Origin of the sequence: Amycolatopsis sp. Poz14, assembly GCF_006704225.1 — a bacterium.
In the GTDB taxonomy this organism is placed as follows: domain Bacteria; phylum Actinomycetota; class Actinomycetes; order Mycobacteriales; family Pseudonocardiaceae; genus Amycolatopsis; species Amycolatopsis nivea.
Genome location: NZ_JACLHD010000001.1, coordinates 3,579,565 through 3,599,280 on the forward strand (window position 1 = coordinate 3,579,565; position 19,716 = coordinate 3,599,280).

Below are 19,716 nucleotides of genomic sequence, written 5' to 3' on the forward strand. Positions count from 1 at the left end.
GTCCGGCGATGTCATCGTGAACCGCATGACCGAACCGGACGGCGACCCGACCGCGGACTTCCTCGCCGAGGTCCGGCCCGAGGAGACGCCGTGGCGCACCGACCGGCCCGCGGACGCCGATCCCGCGCCGGAAGCCGAACCCGCGCCAGGGCGTGCGCGGTCGGTGGTGCGCGCGGTCGGCGAGGCCGCGCCGTACGTCCAGGCGGGGTTGTTCGCCGCGTGGGTGGCGACGTCGATCGCGGAGTCGGCCGACGGCGGCGATTTCGGCGGCCAATCGGGCTGAACCCGGCTGTCCTCAGTGGACAGTGTGCCGGGCGGATCGCCACGTCGAGCAAGGATTTCGCCTGCGGACGCGGCCGATCGAGCGATTTCCGCGGCGGCCAGACGGGTTGATCTCGGCTGCGGGCTTGTCCCAGCGGGTAGAGTCGGAGTCCGGTCCAGCTGCCGGATGCCCGATCCGGTGCGACCCCGATCATCGCGACCGCCGGCCTTCGCGCGAGGCGAAACCCCGGTTCGCTTGCTGCGCGAAGCGGAAGCGGCGGCGGAAGAGGAGACCCATGCTCCTGTCCGGTCCGGAACGCCCGATGTCCCTGCCCACCGCCGACGATCCGCAGGTCCTGCGGCAGGCGCTGGCCGCGTACGTGCGCGAGGTCGCCGCCGCGGTCGGAGTGTCGGTGGAGTGCACGTCGTGCGAGGTCACCGACACGATCACCGCGTACGTCGCGCTGAGCGGCCGGTCCCCGCGTTTCCCCGGCCGGGATCTGATGCTGTTGTGGACCATGCGGCAGGGCTGGTCGGTGGCGGTGGAGACGACGCCCGCCGAATCCCCGCAGCCGGTGGCCCAGCTGGGCGGCGACGTCACGCCCGCGCCGGAACGGGTGCGGCGGTTCGTCGCGGAGGTCGTGAGCTCGGCCGAAACGGCCGGGAAGCCGGGACCGGTGCTGGCGGTGTCCAGCCACGGCGACCTGCGGACCCGGCTCGAAGAGCGAGTCCGCAGGTCCTGACTGGCCCGCGACGCGAGATCAGCGGTCCGTGAGGGAATCGGATCCGTCCGGGTTCCCCTCACGGACCACAAGAGACGGGACGCTCAGGCGGCCTTGAGCTTGCGGGCGAGGCGTTCGGGCCGGGGCCAGCGCACGTGCGAGGCCCAGCGGAACTTCTCGAACATCCAGATCAGCCGCGCGGAGATGTCGAGCTGGCCGCGGCCGACGCCGTGCCGGGCCCCGGTCGGGTCGGCGTGGTGGGAGTTGTGCCAGGACTCGCCGAAGGACGCGATCGCCAGCGGCCAGAAGTTCGCCGACCGGTCGCGCGCCTCGAACGGGCGCTCGCCGATCAGGTGGCACAGCGAGTTGACCGACCAGGTCACGTGGTGCAGCGCGGCGACCCGGACCAGCCCGGCCCAGAAGAACGCGGTGAGCGCGCCCCACCAGGTCATCGTGATGAGCCCGCCCAGCAGCGCGGGCCCCAGCAGCGTCGCGACGGTCAGCACCGGGAAGAGCCGGTCGATCCGCTTCAGGTCGGCGTCGTCGAGCAGGTCGGGGGCGAACCGGCGCGGGTTGGTCCGGTCGCGGCCGAACAGCCAGCCCATGTGCGCGTGCCAGAAGCCCTTCGCGAGCGCGGCGGGCGACGTGCCGAAGCGCCACGGCGAATGCGGGTCGCCGTCGCGGTCGGAGTAGGCGTGGTGGCGGCGGTGGTCGGCGACCCAGTCGATCACCGGTCCCTGCATGGCCATGCTGCCCGCGACGGCGAGCGCGATCCGCAGCCCGCGGCGGGCGCGGAACGCGCCGTGGGTGAAGTACCGGTGGAAGCCGACGGTGATGCCGAGGCCGCTGACGCAGTAGAACGCGGCGGCGAGGCCGATGTCGAGCCAGCTCAGCCCCCAGCCCCAGGCCAGCGGCACCGCGACGGCGACGGCGAGGAGGGGGATGACGGCGAAGAGCTTCACCAGGAAAGCCTCGGTGCCGGATTTTTGGCCGGCGAGCATGGGCTGCGGTGATTTCGGGGGGCGCTGGAGGGTGCTCTGGGTGTCGATGGGTAACGCTCCTACTCGAGCTGGTCCGGCCGCCGCGCTCTGCGGGGCCGAGGCCGATGCCGCGGCGCGGACCAGGCGGAAGGGGGCCGCCTCGGGGGTGCGCCGTGCGTTGCGTACTGGCCAGGCAGGGGAGGGCCGTAAGGCCAGTCGCGACCTGCCCTGGTCAACGGGTGATCTCGCGTCCGGGTTCCCGGAACGCGGAAGACCTTGTGCGGCCGGGAAAACTCACCGGGCCGCACCGGGGTGCCGAGCTGTTTCGGCTGCCGTGGGCGGAAAAGTCCGCTTCGGCGCGGGTCCCCTGGTGCGGAAAGCCTTCCGCACCAGGGGAAACACCGGGGAAACTCAGATGGCGCGAACGCCAGTGGCCTGCGGGCCCTTCTGGCCCTGGCCGACCTCGAACTCCACGCGCGCGTTCTCCTCAAGGCTGCGGAACCCGTTGCCCTGGATCTCGGAGTAGTGCACGAAGACGTCGGCGCTGCCGTCGTCCGGGCTGATGAACCCGAAGCCCTTTTCGGCGTTGAACCACTTCACGGTGCCTTGCGTCATAAAAACGATCTCCATCGGACTCACAACAGATGCCACCTCGGCATCCGGGCCTGGCAACCGACGGTGTGCCTTCCGAAAAGAGAAACACCACGCCCGCTACATCTTGCGAGCGTGGCTGCGGGACGTACCCACCGCACGAACACAAAACACGACCGTCTTCAGTAAAGCACGCCCGGGCCGGTCTCACCAGGGCCGTCGCCCGAAGGGTCCACTGTGGACGTCGCGACGCGCGCGGCGGGGACGGCTCGCGGGCAGGTCGGAGGCGGGGAGTAGCGTCAGCACCGTCGAGAAGTCTCATCGTGCGCCGGCGTTCGAGCCGGCGTCGTCCCCGGCGGGCCCGCCCCCGCGGTGCCGCCGGTGGCCCCTTCCACCTCGACGAGGAGCGACATGCGCTCGGAACGACGTCCGCTGTCCGCCGAAACCAGTGAATTCGCCCGTGCCCGGGTGTCCGCCGAACAGGACCTGCGCGTCCAGCAGGAGCACGCCGCCCGCACCGTCGCGGGGCACGCGCACGATGTCGATGACCTGCGGGGATTGCTCGCGATGCTCGGTCTGGAGGCGGGTGCTCGCGTCTGACCTGACCGGGGCGGCCGCCGGGCTTGGGCTATCCGAGCCAGGCGGCTGAATCCGGGGCGAGTCTGCCGTCGATCAGCGGGCTGCTGGTGAGCAGCACCTCTCCCGGCGGCAGGGCGATCGAGCTGGCCGAGGTGTTCAGCGCGCAGATCAGCCCGCCCCGCCCGCGGCGGAACGCGAAACAGCCCGCAGGCGCGCCGAACCACTGCAGTTCGTCGCCGCCGCGGAACGCCGGGTGATGTTTCCGCAGCTCCACCGCGCGCCGGTACAGCGACAGCGTCGATTCCGGATCCTCGAGCTGCCGTTCCACGGTCAGCGACGCCCAGTCCGCGGGCATCGGCAGCCAGGTCTGCGCGGTGCGCGAGAACCCGTACGGCGGGAGCGTGCCCTCCCACGGCAGCGGCACGCGTTCGCCGTCGCGGCTGAATTCCGGGCCCTGTGAGCGGGCGCGCGGGTCGGTCATCGCCTCCAGCGGCAGGTCGGCGTTCGGCAGGCCCAGCTCTTCGCCCTGGTACAGGTAGACCGCACCGGGCAGGGCGAGTTCCACCAGCGCCATCGCGCGCGCCCGGCGGACCCCGGCCGCGCCGCCTCCGTAACGGCTGGCCGCGCGCCAGACGTCGTGGTTGGACAGCGTCCAGGTCGCCGGTGCGCCCGCCGAACGCGGCACCGCCAGCGAGCGCTCGATCGACGTGCGCACGGCGTCCGCGTCGAAATGGGTGAGCACCAGGCGGAAGTTGAACGCCAGGTGAAGTTCGTCCGGCCGCAGGTAGCGGGCCAGCCGCTCCTCGTCCTGCACCCAGATCTCGCCGACCGCCATCGCGTCCGGGTACTCGTCGAGCACCTTGCGGATCAGCTGGTGCACCTCGTGCACGCCGTCGTCGTCGAAGCGCGGGTCGCCCAGCACGCCGCCGCCGTGCGCGGGCGTGTCCGGGTCCATGTCGGGCAGCCCGGCGGGTTTGGCCATCCCGTGCGCGACGTCGATCCGGAAGCCGTCCACGCCCCGGTCGAGCCAGAACCGCAGGGTGCGCTCCAGATCGGCGCGGACGTCCGGATTGGCCCAGTTCAGGTCCGGCTGCTGCGGCGCGAACAGGTGCAGGTACCACTGCCCGTCCGGCACCCGCGTCCACGCCGGGCCGCCGAACACGCTGATCCAGTTGTTGGGCGGCTCCGCGCCGCCGGGACCGCGGCCGTCGCGGAAGTGGTAGCGCTCCCGCTCCGGGCTGCCCGGCCCGGCGGCCAGCGCGGACTTGAACCAGGCGTGCCGGTTGCTCGTGTGGTTCGGCACGACGTCCACGGTGACCCGGATGCCGCGCCGGTGCGCCTCGGTGAGCAGCACGTCGAAGTCGCCGAGGGTGCCGAACATCGGGTCGACGCCGCGCGGGTCCGCGACGTCGTAGCCGTGGTCGGCCATCGGCGAGGGGTAGAACGGCGTCAGCCACAGCGCGTCGACGCCCAGCAGCTCCAGGTAGCCGAGCTTGCTGCGGATGCCCTCGAGATCGCCGATGCCGTCCTCGCCCGAATCGGCGAACGACCGCACGTAGATCTCGTAGAACACCGCGTCCGACCACCACGACGGCCGCGGAAGGCGGTCCGGCCGCCGTCCCGCGACCTTGCGTCTCATCAGACGAAGCTGTTCATCATGCTGTGCGCGGCCATTTCCAGGTACGCCCACAGCTGGCTGAGGTACGGCTCGGGCAGGTTCTCCTCGTCGATCGCGATCCGGATGCAGCGCAGCCACGCGTCGCGCTCGATCGGGCCGATCTTGAACGGCGCGTGCCGCATCCGCAGCCGCGGGTGGCCTCGCTGGTCGGAGTAGGTGTGCGGACCGCCCCAGTACTGGATGAGGAACAGCCGGAACCGCTCCTCCGCCGGGCCGAGGTCCTCCTCCGGGTAGAGCGGGCGCAGCACCTCGTCGCGGGCCACTTCCTCGTAGAACCGCTTGATGATCCGGCGGAAGGTCGGTTCGCCGCCCACCGCCTCGTACAGGTTCGCCGGTTCCGGCTCGCTCACAGTCGACACACCTCCATCTTGCCCTGCCTCAGCTGCGCGGCGCGCCCGACTGCTTGTCCTGCATGGACGACAGCAACCGGCCGAGCGGCGGTTCGAAACCAGCCTCCTCCAGCGCGCCGAGCAACTGCCCGCGCAGCTTCCGCTGCACCGCCCACTGCTTGCCCGGTCGCACCTTGACCGTCAGGCGCAACACGATTCCCTCGGGCGTGACCTGTTCGACGCCGAGCATCTCCGGCGGCTCGAGCACGTTCGCCGAGAGCGCGTCGGATTCGACCGCCTTCGTGGCGGCGCCGCTGAGCACCTCGGTGGCCTTGTCGACGTCCGCGGAGTAGCTCAGCGGGACGTCCACCACGGCGTAGGCGAAGCCCTGGCTCGAGTTGCCGACGCGCAGCACCTCGCCGTTGCGGACGTACCAGACGGTGCCCTTCAGGTCGCGCAGCGTGGTGATGCGCAGGCCGACCGCCTCGACGGTCCCGGTCGCCTCGCCGATGTCCACGACGTCGCCGACGCCGTACTGGTCCTCGATCATCATGAACATCCCGGAAAGGAAGTCCTTGACCAGGTTCTGCGCGCCGAACCCGAGCGCGACGCCGACGATGCCGGCCGAGGCGATGATCGGGGCCAGGTCGATGCCCAGTTCGCCCAGCACGAGGATGAACGCGAGGCCGTAGATCAGGAACGTCGCCATCGACTTCAGCACCGAGCCGATGGTCTTGGCGCGCTGCCTGCGGCGTTCCACCACGGCGGTGCCGAGCATCTCCGGCGCCCGTTCGCGCAGCGGTCTCAACAGCGACGGGATCTTGCCGTTGCTGCCCGAGGCCGGGAGCGTGGTGACCCGTTCGATCAGCCGCTTGGTGAGATAGCGCACCACGAACGCGATGACGAGGATCATGATGATCTTCAGCGGCTTGGTGACGAGCCAGCCCGCCGACGCGGCGAGCCACTCGTTGTGCGTGACCGAATAGACCTGGGCGCACCACGACCCGGTCTCGGAGATGCAGCTGGGCGGAGCGCTGAGCACGGCATTCACTGGCTGAGCTAGTCCTTTCTCGTTGCTTGTCCCGGCGGCGCACAGGCGGCCGGCGAGTGGCCGCCGGGTCGCGGGTATGTGACACGTCACAGAACACGCGTGCGCCGGGGCCCTGATGTGTGGTCGACTATGCCTGCACCGGTGGAGGTGGTCGAGTGCCAGACCGACAACCCGTCCCCCTCGGCGGCGCCGGCCAAGCCATGGCCGAGCTGCCGCCGGAGGCGATCCTGCGTGCCTGCCCGGGAGGGTCCGCATCCGGCGGCTCCGTCCCGTCCGGGCCGGGGACCCGTCCAGGGGGAGCATCCCGTCCGCCCGGACAGCGTAGAGCCCGCGATCCGGTCGCCCCGGCGTGGGGGCGGCGCCGGGTCCTCCTGCTCAACGCCACTTTCGAGCCGCTGACCGCGGTGCCCATGCGGCGCGCGGTGGTGCTCGTCATGTGCGGCAAGGCGGAGGTCGTCCACGGCGATCCGGGCGGCGTCGAACTGCACGCCGCGACGGTGTCGCTGCCCGTTCCCTCGGTGATCCGGCTCAGCACGTACGTGCGGGTGCCGTATCGGGCGCAGGTGCCGCTCACCCGGGCCGGGCTGATGCACCGCGACCGGCACCGCTGCGCCTACTGCGGCGGCCGCGCGGAGACTATCGACCACGTCGTCCCGCGCAGCAAGGGAGGTCCGCACAGCTGGACCAACTGCGTCGCCTGCTGCGCGAAGTGCAACCACCGCAAGGCCGACCGGCTCCTGTCGGAGATCGGCTGGCGGCTGCGCGTGGTGCCGCGCGCCCCGCACGGCCCGCACTGGCGGCTGCTGGCGCATTCCAAAGAGGCCGATCCGCTGTGGCGGCCGTATCTCGGGTCGGCGGCCTAGCCGCCCGTTCCCGGACACGCCGGCGCCCCGGCTGCCTGTGCGGCGGCCGGGGCGAGCCGATGGACCGTGCTCGACGTCCCTGTTCCGGTGCTGGCGGTGCTCAGGCGGCGAGGCTGTAGTCGGCCTGGCAGGTGACGCGCGTGCCCATCGTGACCCGGGTGCCGCGCGTGACGCGGGTGCCGCGGGTGACGCGCGTGCCCATGGTGACGCGGGTTCCGGCGGTGACCCGGGTGCCGCGGGTGACGCGCGTGCCCATCGTGACGCGCGTGCCGCAGGTGACGCGGGTGCCCGCCGTGACGCGAGTGCCGGCCGTGACTCGGGTCCCGCGCGTAACGCGGGTTCCCATCGTGACGCGAGTTCCGGCCGTGACTCGGGTCCCGCGCGTAACGCGGGTGCCCCTGGTGACTCGAGTTCCCATGGTGACCCGGGTACCCATTGTCACGCGAGTGCCCGCGGTGACCCGGGTTCCGCGGGTGACCCGAGTGCCGCGCGTAACCCTGGTGCCGGACGTGACCCGCGTTCCGGGCACGAATCCGGTCTCGCTGGGTGACGAAATGGTCTCGGTGATCGCCTGAGCGGGGGGCTGGACGCTCTGCATGAGGTGTCCTCCTGGGACCGGTGCGTGACGGGCTGGGGCTGGGGAGGCGGGCACAAGGCCCGTACAGGTGAAAAAGCTACGAGGATTTCAAGGTTCGGACAAGCCGCTATCGCCCGGTACGGCCGCCTGTACGGCGAGTTGCCATCTTTCGGCCCGCAGCCTTTCGCCCCAACGTTCCAGCGGACGCGGGCCAAGCGGCGGACGGCGCCTCGGCGGCGACGAACGGTCGCCCCCGGTCGCCGGTGTCGCGCGGTGGCTGTCGGAGGCATCCGATACGCTCACCGGCGTGAACGTTGTCGAGACGATCCTGGTCTACGCGGTCATCCCCGGGGCCATTTACTTCGTGGTCGGCGCCGCGACCTTGCGGAAGAAGTTCTCGGGGACGCCGCGGTACCGGCCGGGGCAGCCGTGGGAGTACCCCGCTATGTGGTGGACCGCCAACCCGGACGGCGTAGGAGCCGGCCACGGCCCGGCGGTTGACGTGAATGCGGCGCCCGCGGGCGCTTCGACGGCCGCAGGAGGCGCTCGTGGCAAGTGGTGAAGTGACCCAGACCGCGGTCGCGGAGAAGGACCTGGCCTTCGGCGAGGTCATCACCAACAGCGGCAGGCTGTCCGCAGCGAAAATGTACGAGCCCGCAGCCCCGACGAGCCCGTTCACGGTGCAGCAGCTCGCCCGCCTGGACGAGGCCCTCACCTTCGCGACGCGCGAAACGGGCCTCGACTTCAGCATCTACCTGGGCGACCTGGGCGAAGACACCCGGGTCGGCGCGGAAAAGCTGCACGCCGCCACCGACGACCCGACGAACGCGGTGCTGCTCGGCGTTTCCCCCGCCCAGCGCGCGATCGAGATCGTCACCGGCGAGCGCGCCCACTCCCGCCTCCCCGACCGAGGCGCGAACCTGGCCGTGGCGAGCATGGTGGCGTCCTTCAAGGAAGGCGACCTGACCGGCGGTCTGGTCAATGCCCTGCGCATGCTGAGCGACCAAGCTGGCCCCGCGCCGAAGCACTGATACATCCCACACCAGAGCCGTCCCGCACTCAGCGGGACGGCTCTTTTACGTTCTGCCCTCCGGCGGTGCCGCCGTTCGTGAGGGCCACCCTCATTGACTCTGATTCCCCCAGGGTTCCCCTCACGACCCGCCACCCGTGCGTGAGGGCCTCCTTCACGGACTTGGATTCCCTCAAGGAGCCCTTCACGGGCCGCCTGCCCAGCTCGCCAGCCGCCGGATGCCGCCCCAATGCCGCATTGGGTGCATGGGACGCACCGAACGCCACATTGGGTGCGTCAGACGCACCCAATGCCACTTTGGGGCGCACGCCCCAATCCCCACGAGCTCAATCGCACCTGCCGCCGGAACGCACCCAACGCCACATTGGGTGCATCCCACGCACCGAACGCCACATTGGGTGCATCTGACGCACCCAATGCCACTTTGGGGCGCTAGCCGCACACCGTGAACCCCACCGCCACTAGCCCCAAACCGCGAACCCAGCCGCACCGGCGCACCCAACCATCGAGGCACCCAGCCTCTCTACCGCAGCTGATGCACCCAACGAGCGAGGCGCCCAGCCCCTCCCCCGCACCCCGATACGAAGCGCATCTGCGGTTCGGGGGTGCTTGTCAAGGCATCTTTCCCGCCTTGACAAGCACCCCCGAACCGTCAGCACAATCAAGCTTCGGGGTGCCCCACGCAACCAAAAGCCGATGTCGCCGCCAGGCGACGAGAAGTCAGACCTGACTGTCAAAATCCCGAGCAGCCAACGCCCGGACAATCCCAGCACGCCCCTCGGAAACAAGCCGCCGCAACGCCGCCGGATGATCCCCTGCAAGCCACTCATCCGAAGCATTCACCGTCGCAGGCTCAACCGCCCAAGACGGATACAACCCAATCGCCGTCGGCTGCGCCCGCTCACTGGACCGCCGAGCCCAGACATCGTCAATAACCTCGAAGTACCGCTCAATATAATCCCCGAGCAAATGCTTCTGCCCCGGATGCGAGAACCCGGAAATCAACGCGTCAGAAACCGCATTAGGAATCTCGTCGTCGTAAATAGCCCGCTGCCAAGTATCCGCCTTAGCCTCAGCAGTAGGCTGCAACGCCCGAGACCGCTCAGCATGCCGCCGCCCAGCCGCAGTGTCGTCCCGCGCCTGCTCGGCATTGATCTCGTCCGCACCAGCCTTGCCGTGCGCCACCAGCGCCTGCAGCAACCGCCACCGCAAATCGGTGTCGACAGTGAGACCCGGCAACGGCGCGGACCCGTCCAGCCACCCGGCGATTTCCGCGAGAATGTCCTCGCTCAACACCCCGCCGGCCAGCGAGTTCACAAACGCCAGCTGATGATCCGACCCAGCCTCCGCGGTCCGGGCCAGCTCCAGCAACCGGCCGCTGAAGGCGGGCCACCCCTCCGCCGCGGCCCACTTCTGGTCCGCATAAGAGTTGAGCGCCGTCTGCGCCTGCAGCAGCAACCGCTGCACCACGCCGACCTCGCTCTCGGCGTGAATCCCGCGCGCCACGAGCGTCACGAAGTCGCGGGCCTTCAGTTCGGCCTCGCGCGTCATCTCCCACGCGGCCGACCAGCACAGCGTGCGCGGCAGCGATTCGGTGATGTCGCCGATCCGGTCGATCAGCGTGGTCAGCGACGCAGGGTCGAGCCGCATCCGGCAGTAGGTCAGGTCGTCGTCGTTGACCAGCACGAGCTTGCCCGCGGCCTGGCCGACCAGGTCCGGGACCTCGGTGCGCTCGCCGGTGACGTCCAGTTCGACGCGGCGGGTGCGGACGATCTTGCCGTCGCTGTCCTCGTCGTACACGCCGACCGCAACGCGGTGCGTACGCAGTTCCCCGGCACCCGGCTTCGCGCCGGTCTGCACGACGGCGAACGACGCGAAGGTGCCGTCGGGCGCGATCTCGTAGCGCGGGCTGAGCGAGTTGAGGCCGGTGGTCTCCAGCCATTCCGCGCTCCACCACGACAGGTCGCGGCCGGACGCTTCCTCCAGCGCCGCCAGCAGGTCGGCGAGCGTGGCGTTGCCCCACGCGTGCTTGCCGAAGTACACCTTGAGGCCGTCGAGGAAGTGCTCGATGCCCACGTAGGACACCAGCTGCTTCAGCACGCTCGCGCCCTTGGCATAGGTGATGCCGTCGAAGTTGACCTCGACCGCGTGCAGGTCGACGATGTCGGCCGCGATCGGGTGCGTCGAGGGCAGCTGGTCCTGGCGGTAGGCCCAGGACTTCTCGATGTTCGCGAAGCTGGTCCAGGCGTTCTTGTACTCGGTCGCCTCGGCCTGGGCGAACACGCTCGCGAAGGTCGCGAACGACTCGTTCAGCCACAGGTCGTCCCACCAGCGCATGGTGACCAGGTCGCCGAACCACATGTGCGCCATCTCGTGCAGCAGCGTCTCGGCGCGGCGCTCGTAGGCGTAGCGGGTGACGCGGCTGCGGAAGACGTAGTCCTCGAGGAAGGTGACCGCGCCGGCGTTTTCCATCGCGCCCGCGTTGAACTCCGGCACGAACAGCTGGTCGTACTTGGAGAACGGGTACGGGGTGCCGAATTTCTCGTGGTAGAACGCGAAACCCTGTTTGGTTTCGACGAACAGCCGCTCGGCGTCCATGTGCTCGGCGAGCGACGCGCGGCAGTAGATGCCGAGCGGGATGGTGCGGTGCTCGTCGCGGAACTCGTCGGTCCACTCCGCGTACGGGCCGGCGACGAGCGCCACCAGATAGGTGGAAATGCGCTCGGATTCGGCGAACTGCGTGCGGCGCGCGCCGTCTTCGGTGTCCTCGGCGCTTTCGACGAGCGCGTTGGACACGACCTTCCAGTCGCGCGGGGCGTGCACCGCGAGCCGGTAGACGGACTTGAGGTCCGGCTGGTCGAAGCAGGCGAACATGCGCTTCGCGTCGGCGGTCTCGAACTGGGTGTAGAGGTAGACGCCGTCGTCGACCGGGTCGACGAACCGGTGCAGGCCCTCGCCGGTGTTCATGTAGCGGCAGTCCGCGGTGACGACGAGTTCGTTCTCCGCGGCAAGGCCGGGCAGCGCGATGCCCTTTTCCTCGGCGTAGCCGCTGACGTCGAGCTCAGTGCCGTTCAGCACGGCGGAGCGGACGCCTTCGGCGACGAGGTCGATCCACGACGCTTCGCCGGGACGGCTGCTGGAGAACCGCACCGTGGTGGTCGAGCGGAACGTCTTCTCCCCGGGACGGCCGCTGCCGTCGGTCAGGTCCAGCTCGATGTCGTAGGACGACACGTCCAGCAGGCCGGAGCGCTGCTTGGCTTCGTCACGCGTCAGGTTGGGGGCGGGCACGGGCACCTCTGGTCTTCGGATCCGGTGGGCACGACGTTCAGCATCCAATCATGACGGGCAGGGAAGGGGCGACCAGGGAACAATGCGGAGGGGCCGCCGCGTTGGCTCGCAGTGCGGGGGTTGGCCCCGTCCCCGGCGCGCGCCGGGGAGCAGCCTCGCCGAGGAGCCCGTGAAAAATGACTGACTCGTCCCAGCCCACCACGGTGGACTTCTACTTCGACCCGATCTGCCCGTTCGCGTGGATCTCGTCGCGGTGGATCCTGGAAGTCGAGAAGCACCGCGAGCTGGACCTGACCTTCCGGGTGATGAGCCTGTCGGTGCTGAACGAAGGCCGCGAAGACCTGCCCGAGCGGTACAAGGAGCTGCTGAGCGAGGGCTGGGCTCCGGTCCGCGTCGCGACCGCGCTGGCGCAGACCCAGGGGCAGGAAGCCGTGCGCGACTTCTACACCGAGTTCGGCACCCGCTACCACAACCAGCACAACGAGGACCGCAAGCTCGTCATCAAGGAGGCGCTGGCCGCGATCGGCGCGCCCGCCGAACTCGCCGAGGCGGGCGAATCGACCGAATACGACGAGGCACTGCGCAAGAGCCACCACGAGGGCATGGACCCGGTCGGCATGGACGTCGGCACGCCGACCATCCACGTCAACGGGAGCGCGTTCTTCGGCCCGGTGCTGTCGTCGATCCCGCGCGGCGAGGACGCGCTGAAGGTGTTCGACGGCGCGGTCGCGCTGGCGAGCTACCCGGACTTCTTCGAGCTCAAGCGCACCCGGACCGGGGACCTGAACTTCGACTGACGCGCGTTCGCGGGTGCTGGTCGCGTTTCTTCCGCGATCAGCACCCCAGCGCGGCCCTGGTGACGTCTTCGGGATACGGCGAGGTTTTCACCGCTTCCTCGATCGGCGTCTTGGCGGTCTTCAGCTCGTGCAGCCGCAGCAACCCGTCGCGATGCGTCCGGACGAACGCTTCGTCCACCGGGTCGCCGTGGCCGGGCACGACGACGCGCGGTTCGAGCGCGAGCAGCGCGTCCATTGCCGCGGCCCACGCGTCGAGTTGATCGTCCGGGCCGAACGAGTACGCGGTGAAGCCGTGCGGGCCGTGTTCCACGACGTCTCCGGCGAAGACGACATCCACGTCCGGCACGTGCACCAGCAGGTCGTGGTCAGTGTGCGCGACGCCGGGGTGCACGAGCGTGACGGTGCGGCCGCCGAGGTCGAGTTCGGCGCGGTCGGGTACCAGACGGTCCGGCGGCATGAGTCCGGTTCGTTCGATGGCGTCGGCGATCTCCGGCTTGCCTTCGTTGCGGTAGTGCGCGGCCCAGGTTTGCTTGTCAGCTTCGCCGTTTTTCAGCATGGCCTGCAGACAGCCGGGGTGGGCCCAGACGTCGCAGGGCAGGAACGGCGTGGTGCCGAAGGCGTGGTCGAAATGCGCGTGCGTGTAGACGACCGACCACGGCAGTTCGGTCAGCTCGCGGACCGCGGCGGCGAATTCGGCGCCCTGGTCGACGTCGCCGCGGGTGTCGATCACCAGGCACTTCTCCTGGCCGAGCACCAAGCCGGTCGTGAGGTCCAGTTCGTTGTACCGGCGGGCGAAAACCCGGTCGGCCACCTCGGTCCAGCTCATTGCCCCTCCAGGATTCCGCGCGACAGCCTCGCCACGCTAGCGCTGACGTCCTGCTGCGCGGCGAGAACGACGTCGTTTCCGTGGCCGGTCGCGGCGAGTTCCCGGCCGGAGGTGCAGGTGCGCAGCGCTGCCGGAACATCGGTGGCCGCGTAGGCAGCCGCGGCGAGCGCGGCTTCGGCGGACCACGAGCCGGGCAGCGCGCTGACGATCGCACCCGCGCCCAGCTGGTCCTCGACGCACGGCCGCAGCGGACCGAATTCCGCGCCTTCTCCGAACATGTCAACGCCCCAGCGTTCCCCGGCGGGAATGACGCCGATCGGCCGTCCGTCGGCGATTTCCCTGGCTTTCGCCGCGGTCGCCGACGCATTCCGCAGGCAACCGGCCAATACGTGCGCGCCGGTTTTCGCCGCGGCCGCGCAGAGCGTCGCACCATTGGGGGAGGGGAGGGCGAGCAGCGTGCCGGACGGGATCTCCGTCACAGAAGACGGCCGGAGCGTCCATTCCTCTTCGCCCGCGACCACCGCTCCCGCTCCGCGCGCCTCGGCGATCCCGCGTTCGTCGCGCCACTGCACCGGAAGCACGCGGCCGCCGCGGCCGACGACGAGATCCGTTGTGGTGCTGAAGGAAAGCACGTCGACGACGATCAGCACGGCGCATTCCGGGCCGAGGATTTCGACGCCTTCGCCGCCCCATTCGAGTCGCACGTCCGTGCCGTGCTGCGCTGCGATGTCCACCCCCGGAGCATGCCGGGTCGGCGGCGAGATGGCACACTCCCGCTGTGCGTGTCTACTTGGGATCCGACCATGCCGGTTTCGAGCTGAAGAACCACCTTGTCCGCCACCTCGGCGAACAGGGGCACGAGGTGACCGACATCGGTCCGTTCGTCTACGACGCGGCCGACGACTACCCGGCGTTCTGCGTCGAAACCGCGCGCCGCGTGGCCGCCGACGAGGGCAGCCTCGGGATCGTCATCGGCGGGTCCGGCAACGGCGAGCAGATCGCCGCGAACAAGGTGCCGGGCATCCGCGCCGGGCTCGGCTGGAGCGTCGAAACCGCGCAGCTGACCCGCCAGCACAACCACGCCCAGGTGCTGGGCGTCGGCGCCCGGATGCACACCGAGGAGCAGGCGACCGAGATCGTCGAGGCGTTCCTGGCCACGCCGGTGGACCCGGCCGAACGCCACGCGCGGCGCGTGCAGCAGCTGCTCGACTACGAGCGCACCGGCACCCCGCCCGCCCTGCCGGAGGCCTGATGCCCGAGGGGCACACGCTCCATCGGCTGGCCCGTCTCCACAAACGCCGCTACGCAGGCGGACCGGTCGCGGTCAGCAGTCCGCAGGGCCGGTTCGCCGCGGAGGCGGAGAAACTCGACGGGCAGGTGCTCGTTTCCGCTGAGGCGTACGGGAAACATCTGTTCCACGACTACGGTCCGGCGGGGACAGTCCATGTCCACTTAGGTCTGTACGGCACCTTCGGCGAAGCGCCGCTGCCGGAGACCGAGCCGGTCGGCCAGGTGCGGATGCGGCTCGCCGGCCGCACCCACTGGACCGATCTGCGCGGCCCGACCCGGTGCGAACTGCTGGATCCGGCGCAGGTCGACGCGATCAAGGCCCGCCTCGGCCCGGACCCGCTGCGCCGCGACGCGAAGCCGGATCGGGCGTGGGAACGGATTTCGCGCTCACGGACGACGATCGCCGCGTTGCTGATGGATCAGGCGGTGCTGGCCGGGGTCGGGAATGTTTATCGCGCGGAAGTGCTGTTCCGGCACGGGATTTCGCCGATGATCCCGGGCCGGTCGCTGGATCGCGCGCTGTGGGACGACATGTGGGCGGACCTGGTGACGCTGATGCGCGCCGGGGTCCGGGTCGGCCGGATCGACACGGTCGCGCCCGAGCATTTGCCCGCGGCGATGGGACGCGCTCCCCGCGAGGATCGGCACGGGGGCGAGGTTTACGTGTACCGGCGGGCCGGGATGCCGTGTTTGATTTGCGGGACGCCGGTGGCGCAGAAGGAATTGGCGGCGCGGAATCTTTATTGGTGTCCGACCTGTCAGCCTGCGTGAGTTCGGCGGTTCGAAGCGAGAGCAGCTCTCGTGTTTCTGCCCGCTTAGTGTTCGTCAACGCTCGATCGAGCGCAGGGCTTCCTGCGGTGTGCGGCCGGTCGCCTCTGCGAGGGCGGTGACCGCTCTCGCAGCCAGTGCGACCAGATACAGCGCCGCTCGCAACGCGTCCTGGCGGACGGCGGCGTCGGTGAGGTTGTAGGTATCCGCGTCCTCGTCGGCGAGGTAGGCCGCCACGGCGTCCACCGTGGTCCGGTGCAGGTTCGACTGCTTCTTCCGTTCGCTGTCGGGCATCCGGCCAGTTTCCTCCTGCGGGAACGACAAAGGCCCCGCGGCACGTCTGCCACGGGGCCTTTCACCGGAGTCACCGGTCAGAAGTCGAAGCCTCCGCCGTCAAACCCGCCGCCGTCGAAGCCGCCTCCGTCGAAACCTCCGCCGAAGTCCTGGCTTCCGTCGAAGCCTCCGCCGTCGAAGCCTCCGCCGTCGAAGCCGCCGTCCGCTCCGTCCATGCCGCCGGCGTCCAGGGCGTCCGCCTGGCCCGCGTCGTAGCCGGATTCCCAGGCCGACGCGCTGGCGATGCCGCTCATGCCGGAGAACATGGCGCTGAACAGGAACATCGAGCCGAGGCCCCACGCGCCCGCCACGAGCGCGGGCTTCCACCACGGCTCGCTGTACCAGCCTTGCGGCACCGGGCGTCCCGCGACGCGGCCGCCGGGGTAGTAGTACGGCGTGTCCTGGCCGGGGTCGGGCGAGGCGGCGTAGCGCTGGCCCTCGACGTCCACCTCGCGGTGTTCGGTGACCTTGCCCGCGCGTTCGCGTTCGGCCTCGTCCGGCAGCGCCGGGCCGGGGTCCATGCCCATCGCCACGCGCGCGGCGCGCACGTAGTACAGGCCTTCGACGGCGGTTTCCTTCACCAGCCGGGCCTGTTCGACCGTCTTGGCCTGCTCCAGCTGCGAACCGGCGGCGTTGTAGCGCTCGCTCGCGTCGGCCATCGCCTGCTGGGAGGCGGTGTCGGTGCCGGTGATGTTGAGGACCTGGCCGCCGAGGCGTTCGACGAGGCGGCGCGCGTCGGCCTTGGCGTCCTCGAGCTGGCTCTGCTTGGCCGCGGCCTGCTTCCTGGCCAGGTACAACCCGCCTCCGACGATGACGACGACCAGCACGATCAGGAGGATCGCGGTGCCCATGGGTCACTCCGTGTCTCGATCTGACGCGACGGCCGGGCAGCCGTCTCTGAAACGGACAACGCGGACCGTGCGCGGAGAGTTCCCGGCGGCGCCGCCGATCGGGCGGTGGCCGACAAAACTAGAACACGTTATAGTCCGCGGCATGAAGTTCTCCTTGTCGATCGCGATGAGCCCGCTCGACCAGCTGACCGGGCTGGCCCGCGCCGCCGAGGAGGCCGGGTTCTCCTCGATCGTGCTGCCCGATTCGCTCTTCTACTCCGAGAAAGTGTCCGCCGACTATCCCTACACGCCCGACGGCAGCCGGTTCTGGGACGAGAACACGCCCTGGGCGGATCCGCTGGTCGCGACCGCCTCGATGGGCGCGGTGACCGAGCGGATCCGGTTCTACACGTCGGTGCTGAAACTCGGCTCGCGCAATCCGGTGCTGCTCGCCCGGCAGGTCAACTCGGTCGCCGCGCTGACCGGCGGGCGGTTCGGCCTCGGGCTGGGGATCGGCTGGTCGCCGGAGGAATTCGAATGGTGCGGCGCGCCGTATCAGCGGCGCGGCAAACGGTTCGACGAGGCCATCGAGGTGCTGCGGCTGATCCTCAGCGGCGACATGGTCGAATTCCACGGCGAGTTCTTCGACTTCGACAAGCTCAAGATGAGCCCGGCGCCGCCGTCGCGCGTGCCGTTCTACATCGGCGGGCACACCGACGTCGCGCTGCGCCGGGCCGCGCGCGTGGCGGACGGCTGGTCGTCCGCGATGATGACGCTCGACCAGCTGCGCGACACCATCGGCAAGCTCAAGGGCCTGCTCGCCGAGCGCGGGCGCGCCGACGACCCGTTCGAGTTCCAGGCGGTGTGCGTCGACCGGTTCGGGCTCGACGGGTTCCGCGAACAGGCCGAGGCGGGCGTCACCGACGCGATCACCATGCCGTGGGTGTTCGAGGGCCACGGATTCGACGCGGACCTCGGCCCGAAGGTCGACGCGATCCGCAAGTTCGGCGACGAGATCATCGCGAAAATCGAGGAGTGACATGGGAGTCGAGGTCTGCTGGGACCCCGCGGCGAAGCAGCCGCCCGCGCGGGAAGCGGCGTTCAAGTCGATGACGGCGGCGACCGCGGGGGACAAGGACGGCTGGCTCGCGCTGTTCGCCCCGGACGCGGTCGTCGAGGACCCGGTCGGCCCGTCGATGTTCGACGAGGAGGGCAAGGGCCACCACGGCCGCGACGGTCTTTCCGCGTTCTGGGACAAGACGATCGGGAACGTCGAGAAGTTCGAGTTCGTGATCCGCGATTCGCACGCGGCGGGTTCGGAGGTCGCGAACGTCGGCACGATCACGACGTACTTGCCTGGTGGCTATCGCGTCGACACCGACGGGGTGTTCGTGTATCGGGTGAACGAGGACGGGTTGGTCGTTTCGATGCGGGCGTTCTGGGAGACGGAGCGGGCGATGGCGACGGCGCGGCAGGTTTGACGTCAGGCCGGGTCGGTTTCGGCGAAGTCGAGAACGTGCGTGGTGATGAGGTCGGGCTGCTGAAGCGTTAGCGCGTGCGTGGTTCCCGGCACGATTTCCGTGCTGATGCGGGGATTCAGCTTCGCGACCCGGGCGGCGACTTCGGACGCGCGGTGGATATGGCTGCGTTCGCCGAGGACCAGGCGGACGGGGACTTCGATCGCGCGGAGTTCGTCGTCGGTGAAGACGTGCTGCGGCGGCAGGTGCGCCTTGTATTTCAGGCTGGCGAACAGCAGGGGCCGCAAGGTGCGCCGCACCGTCGGATCGCCGGCGACGATCCGGCGCTGGATCGCGGCGGGCAGCAGCCAGCGGAAGATCTCCCGGAAACTCCACAGGAGGAATTTCGGGACGCTGATCTCCGCGAAGCCGGCCGGTTCCAGGCCGATGACGCCCGCGATCCGGTCGGCGGAACGGGTCGCGAGGTTCAGCGCCAGGTACCCGCCGCGCGAAACCCCGGCCAGGCAAACCTTCTCGTGGCCGAGCGCGGCGAGGACCTCGGAAAGCCATGCGGCGAGGTCGTCGTCGGTGCTGACTGAGACGGTCTCGACCGAGTGACCCGGTTCGCCGATCGAATCGACGGCGTAGACCGGATGACGGGCGGCCAGTTCGGCGAGGTGCGGGTACCAGGACAGGGACGAGCCCATGATGCCGTGCAGCAGCACGATCGGCGTGCCGTGCCCGGGACCGCTGCGCCGGACGCGCGTGGGGCCGAACTTCGTCGGGATCTCCAGTTCCTCGGACGGGACCGGCCATTCCCGCAGGACTCGCGCGTAGACGGCGAAGTAGCGTTCTTGTGCTTTGCGGTCGGTGAAAGCTCCCGGCATCGTCCCTCCTCGAGACAGGTGCGCTTCCACCGTAGCAGCCCGGCAAGGGCCTCGGTCAGGAATTGTCCAGGCGCAGCAAGGTGTTCAGCAGGCTTCCGCCGGGCAGCCCCTCGTCGCCGAAGATCCGGTGCTGCACCTCGATCACGAGCGGCATCGCGGCGCGCAGGGCGGCTCCGCCGGAGTCGGTGACCTCGACGCGTTTGGCGCGGACGTCCTCGGCGCTGCGCGCGCGGGCGACGAATCCCTTGCGCTCCAGCGTCTTCAGGATCTGCGACACCTGCATCGGGTGGATGTCGCCGGACGTCGCGAGCCCGGACTGGGTCACCGGGCCGCCGGTGCGGTTGAGCCAGCCGGCGAGCGCGAGCGTCTGGAACTGCAGGTGCGTCAGGTCGAGCGGGGCGAGGGCCTGGTCGACCTCGCGGACGTAGCGGTGCACGACGCGCCACATGACGAATCCCACCGCGTTCTCGGGGGCGCCGAGCGAGGCGGTGGCGAAGAGTTCGGCGAGCGCGTCCTTGTCCATCGGGAGGCATCGTAGCGGTTGCCCGAAGATAGTAAACGCGTTTAGTATGAGACCGG

25 protein-coding genes are annotated in these 19,716 nt (G+C 69.9%); 12 read left to right on the forward strand and 13 right to left on the reverse strand.

What is annotated here, in order from left to right; translation table 11 throughout:
• Positions 1-25: 25 nt before the first annotated feature.
• Positions 26-283, forward strand: a complete 258-nt coding sequence (locus FKO37_RS17185; RefSeq protein WP_037814249.1) for a hypothetical protein — start codon at positions 26-28, stop codon at positions 281-283.
• A 274-nt stretch (positions 284-557) separates the two neighbouring features.
• A complete protein-coding gene (locus FKO37_RS17190; RefSeq protein WP_199817689.1) occupies positions 558-1,004 on the forward strand; it encodes a DUF6292 family protein in 447 nt (148 codons plus the stop codon).
• Positions 1,005-1,087: 83 nt separating this feature from the next.
• On the opposite strand, the gene FKO37_RS17195 is transcribed toward FKO37_RS17190, so the two are convergent.
• Together FKO37_RS17195 and FKO37_RS17200 are read right to left on the reverse strand one after the other, a co-directional pair.
• Positions 1,088-1,984: a fatty acid desaturase gene (locus FKO37_RS17195; RefSeq protein WP_238605043.1), complete on the reverse strand. Its 897-nt coding sequence runs from the start codon at positions 1,982-1,984 to the stop codon at positions 1,088-1,090.
• Between the two features lie 390 nt (positions 1,985-2,374).
• Positions 2,375-2,578 carry a cold-shock protein gene (locus FKO37_RS17200; RefSeq protein WP_037814060.1) on the reverse strand — a complete coding sequence of 68 codons (204 nt, stop codon included), beginning with the start codon at positions 2,576-2,578 and terminating at the stop codon, positions 2,375-2,377.
• A 387-nt stretch (positions 2,579-2,965) separates the two neighbouring features.
• On the opposite strand from FKO37_RS17200, the gene FKO37_RS17205 reads away from it, so the two are divergent.
• On the forward strand, positions 2,966-3,154 hold the full coding sequence (locus FKO37_RS17205) for a hypothetical protein (RefSeq protein WP_009081303.1): 189 nt from the start codon (positions 2,966-2,968) through the stop codon (positions 3,152-3,154).
• Between the two features lie 28 nt (positions 3,155-3,182).
• On the opposite strand, the gene FKO37_RS17210 is transcribed toward FKO37_RS17205, so the two are convergent.
• The 3 genes from FKO37_RS17210 to FKO37_RS17220 are packed head-to-tail and all read right to left on the reverse strand — an operon-like array spanning position 3,183 to position 6,191.
• Entirely contained in the window at positions 3,183-4,772 is a 1,590-nt protein-coding gene (locus FKO37_RS17210) for a glycoside hydrolase family 13 protein (RefSeq protein ID WP_051729015.1), read from the reverse strand.
• Positions 4,772-5,161, reverse strand: coding sequence for a globin (locus FKO37_RS17215; protein ID WP_369806064.1), 390 nt, complete (start codon positions 5,159-5,161; stop codon positions 4,772-4,774). Before FKO37_RS17215 ends, FKO37_RS17210 begins: the two co-directional genes overlap by 1 nt.
• 28 nt (positions 5,162-5,189) lie before the next feature.
• A complete protein-coding gene (locus tag FKO37_RS17220; RefSeq protein WP_051729014.1) occupies positions 5,190-6,191 on the reverse strand; it encodes a mechanosensitive ion channel family protein in 1,002 nt (333 codons plus the stop codon).
• A 410-nt stretch (positions 6,192-6,601) separates the two neighbouring features.
• Between FKO37_RS17220 and FKO37_RS47770 the strand changes: the two genes are divergently transcribed.
• A complete protein-coding gene (locus FKO37_RS47770; RefSeq protein ID WP_050788293.1) occupies positions 6,602-7,054 on the forward strand; it encodes an HNH endonuclease in 453 nt (150 codons plus the stop codon).
• Positions 7,055-7,154: 100 nt separating this feature from the next.
• On the opposite strand, the gene FKO37_RS17230 is transcribed toward FKO37_RS47770, so the two are convergent.
• A complete protein-coding gene (locus FKO37_RS17230; protein WP_238605045.1) occupies positions 7,155-7,400 on the reverse strand; it encodes a hypothetical protein in 246 nt (81 codons plus the stop codon).
• Between the two features lie 55 nt (positions 7,401-7,455).
• Between FKO37_RS17230 and FKO37_RS17235 the strand changes: the two genes are divergently transcribed.
• From FKO37_RS17235 to FKO37_RS17245, 3 genes are all read left to right on the forward strand, one after another.
• Positions 7,456-7,629, forward strand: coding sequence for a hypothetical protein (locus tag FKO37_RS17235; RefSeq protein WP_235146640.1), 174 nt, complete (start codon positions 7,456-7,458; stop codon positions 7,627-7,629).
• A gap of 309 nt (positions 7,630-7,938) precedes the next feature.
• Complete coding sequence (locus FKO37_RS17240; protein WP_037814055.1) at positions 7,939-8,193, forward strand: hypothetical protein; 255 nt, start codon at positions 7,939-7,941, stop codon at positions 8,191-8,193.
• A complete protein-coding gene (locus tag FKO37_RS17245; protein WP_238605046.1) occupies positions 8,180-8,662 on the forward strand; it encodes a DUF5130 family protein in 483 nt (160 codons plus the stop codon). Before FKO37_RS17240 ends, FKO37_RS17245 begins: the two co-directional genes overlap by 14 nt.
• A 719-nt stretch (positions 8,663-9,381) precedes the next feature.
• Here the strand turns inward: FKO37_RS17245 and pepN are convergent.
• The gene (pepN, locus tag FKO37_RS17250) at positions 9,382-11,949 is read right to left on the reverse strand and encodes an aminopeptidase N (protein WP_238605048.1); all 2,568 of its coding nucleotides are present in this window, start codon (positions 11,947-11,949) and stop codon (positions 9,382-9,384) included.
• Between the two features lie 176 nt (positions 11,950-12,125).
• On the opposite strand from pepN, the gene FKO37_RS17255 reads away from it, so the two are divergent.
• Positions 12,126-12,746 (forward strand): DsbA family protein, encoded by a 621-nt coding sequence (locus tag FKO37_RS17255; RefSeq protein ID WP_037814050.1) that lies wholly within the window; start codon positions 12,126-12,128, stop codon positions 12,744-12,746.
• A gap of 37 nt (positions 12,747-12,783) precedes the next feature.
• Here FKO37_RS17255 and FKO37_RS17260 read toward each other — a convergent pair whose 3' ends face one another.
• Together FKO37_RS17260 and FKO37_RS17265 are read right to left on the reverse strand one after the other, a co-directional pair.
• On the reverse strand, positions 12,784-13,572 hold the full coding sequence (locus FKO37_RS17260; protein ID WP_238605050.1) for an MBL fold metallo-hydrolase: 789 nt from the start codon (positions 13,570-13,572) through the stop codon (positions 12,784-12,786).
• Entirely contained in the window at positions 13,569-14,306 is a 738-nt protein-coding gene (locus FKO37_RS17265; RefSeq protein ID WP_238605052.1) for a 2-phosphosulfolactate phosphatase, read from the reverse strand. The genes FKO37_RS17260 and FKO37_RS17265 overlap by 4 nt, the downstream gene beginning before the upstream one ends.
• Positions 14,307-14,350: 44 nt before the next feature.
• Between FKO37_RS17265 and FKO37_RS17270 the strand changes: the two genes are divergently transcribed.
• Both FKO37_RS17270 and FKO37_RS17275 read left to right on the forward strand, forming a co-directional pair.
• Positions 14,351-14,824 carry a ribose-5-phosphate isomerase gene (locus FKO37_RS17270; RefSeq protein WP_134663129.1) on the forward strand — a complete coding sequence of 158 codons (474 nt, stop codon included), beginning with the start codon at positions 14,351-14,353 and terminating at the stop codon, positions 14,822-14,824.
• Entirely contained in the window at positions 14,824-15,633 is an 810-nt protein-coding gene (locus FKO37_RS17275) for an Fpg/Nei family DNA glycosylase (protein ID WP_134663128.1), read from the forward strand. The genes FKO37_RS17270 and FKO37_RS17275 overlap by 1 nt, the downstream gene beginning before the upstream one ends.
• Before the next feature lie 54 nt (positions 15,634-15,687).
• On the opposite strand, the gene FKO37_RS17280 is transcribed toward FKO37_RS17275, so the two are convergent.
• Positions 15,688-15,924 (reverse strand): hypothetical protein, encoded by a 237-nt coding sequence (locus FKO37_RS17280; protein WP_051729013.1) that lies wholly within the window; start codon positions 15,922-15,924, stop codon positions 15,688-15,690.
• 77 nt (positions 15,925-16,001) lie between these two features.
• Positions 16,002-16,814, reverse strand: coding sequence for a hypothetical protein (locus FKO37_RS17285; protein ID WP_037814038.1), 813 nt, complete (start codon positions 16,812-16,814; stop codon positions 16,002-16,004).
• A gap of 142 nt (positions 16,815-16,956) precedes the next feature.
• On the opposite strand from FKO37_RS17285, the gene FKO37_RS17290 reads away from it, so the two are divergent.
• On the forward strand, positions 16,957-17,832 hold the full coding sequence (locus FKO37_RS17290) for a TIGR03619 family F420-dependent LLM class oxidoreductase (protein WP_037814036.1): 876 nt from the start codon (positions 16,957-16,959) through the stop codon (positions 17,830-17,832).
• Position 17,833: 1 nt separating this feature from the next.
• Positions 17,834-18,274, forward strand: coding sequence for a nuclear transport factor 2 family protein (locus FKO37_RS17295; protein WP_182894018.1), 441 nt, complete (start codon positions 17,834-17,836; stop codon positions 18,272-18,274).
• Between the two features lie 2 nt (positions 18,275-18,276).
• Here the strand turns inward: FKO37_RS17295 and FKO37_RS17300 are convergent, their stop codons facing one another.
• Both FKO37_RS17300 and FKO37_RS17305 read right to left on the reverse strand, forming a co-directional pair.
• Positions 18,277-19,137 (reverse strand): alpha/beta fold hydrolase, encoded by an 861-nt coding sequence (locus tag FKO37_RS17300; RefSeq protein ID WP_238605054.1) that lies wholly within the window; start codon positions 19,135-19,137, stop codon positions 18,277-18,279.
• Positions 19,138-19,192: 55 nt separating this feature from the next.
• Positions 19,193-19,660, reverse strand: a complete 468-nt coding sequence (locus FKO37_RS17305) for a MarR family winged helix-turn-helix transcriptional regulator (protein WP_037814027.1) — start codon at positions 19,658-19,660, stop codon at positions 19,193-19,195.
• Between the last annotated feature and the right edge of the window lie 56 nt (positions 19,661-19,716).

Coding starts and splice junctions, on each gene's coding strand:
- FKO37_RS17190 (WP_199817689.1), top strand. CDS start 558: ATGCTCCTGTCCGGTCCGGAACGCCCGATGTCCCTGCCCACCGCCGAC.
- FKO37_RS17275 (WP_134663128.1), top strand. CDS start 14,824: ATGCCCGAGGGGCACACGCTCCATCGGCTGGCCCGTCTCCACAAACGC.
- FKO37_RS17205 (WP_009081303.1), top strand. CDS start 2,966: ATGCGCTCGGAACGACGTCCGCTGTCCGCCGAAACCAGTGAATTCGCC.
- FKO37_RS17295 (WP_182894018.1), top strand. CDS start 17,834: ATGGGAGTCGAGGTCTGCTGGGACCCCGCGGCGAAGCAGCCGCCCGCG.
- FKO37_RS17285 (WP_037814038.1), bottom strand. CDS start 16,814: ATGGGCACCGCGATCCTCCTGATCGTGCTGGTCGTCGTCATCGTCGGA.
- FKO37_RS17210 (WP_051729015.1), bottom strand. CDS start 4,772: ATGAGACGCAAGGTCGCGGGACGGCGGCCGGACCGCCTTCCGCGGCCG.
- FKO37_RS17300 (WP_238605054.1), bottom strand. CDS start 19,137: ATGCCGGGAGCTTTCACCGACCGCAAAGCACAAGAACGCTACTTCGCC.
- FKO37_RS17195 (WP_238605043.1), bottom strand. CDS start 1,984: ATGCTCGCCGGCCAAAAATCCGGCACCGAGGCTTTCCTGGTGAAGCTC.
- FKO37_RS17230 (WP_238605045.1), bottom strand. CDS start 7,400: ATGGGAACCCGCGTTACGCGCGGGACCCGAGTCACGGCCGGCACTCGC.
- FKO37_RS17255 (WP_037814050.1), top strand. CDS start 12,126: ATGACTGACTCGTCCCAGCCCACCACGGTGGACTTCTACTTCGACCCG.
- FKO37_RS47770 (WP_050788293.1), top strand. CDS start 6,602: ATGCGGCGCGCGGTGGTGCTCGTCATGTGCGGCAAGGCGGAGGTCGTC.
- FKO37_RS17260 (WP_238605050.1), bottom strand. CDS start 13,572: ATGAGCTGGACCGAGGTGGCCGACCGGGTTTTCGCCCGCCGGTACAAC.
- FKO37_RS17185 (WP_037814249.1), top strand. CDS start 26: ATGACCGAACCGGACGGCGACCCGACCGCGGACTTCCTCGCCGAGGTC.
- FKO37_RS17280 (WP_051729013.1), bottom strand. CDS start 15,924: ATGCCCGACAGCGAACGGAAGAAGCAGTCGAACCTGCACCGGACCACG.
- FKO37_RS17290 (WP_037814036.1), top strand. CDS start 16,957: ATGAAGTTCTCCTTGTCGATCGCGATGAGCCCGCTCGACCAGCTGACC.
- FKO37_RS17305 (WP_037814027.1), bottom strand. CDS start 19,660: ATGGACAAGGACGCGCTCGCCGAACTCTTCGCCACCGCCTCGCTCGGC.
- FKO37_RS17200 (WP_037814060.1), bottom strand. CDS start 2,578: ATGACGCAAGGCACCGTGAAGTGGTTCAACGCCGAAAAGGGCTTCGGG.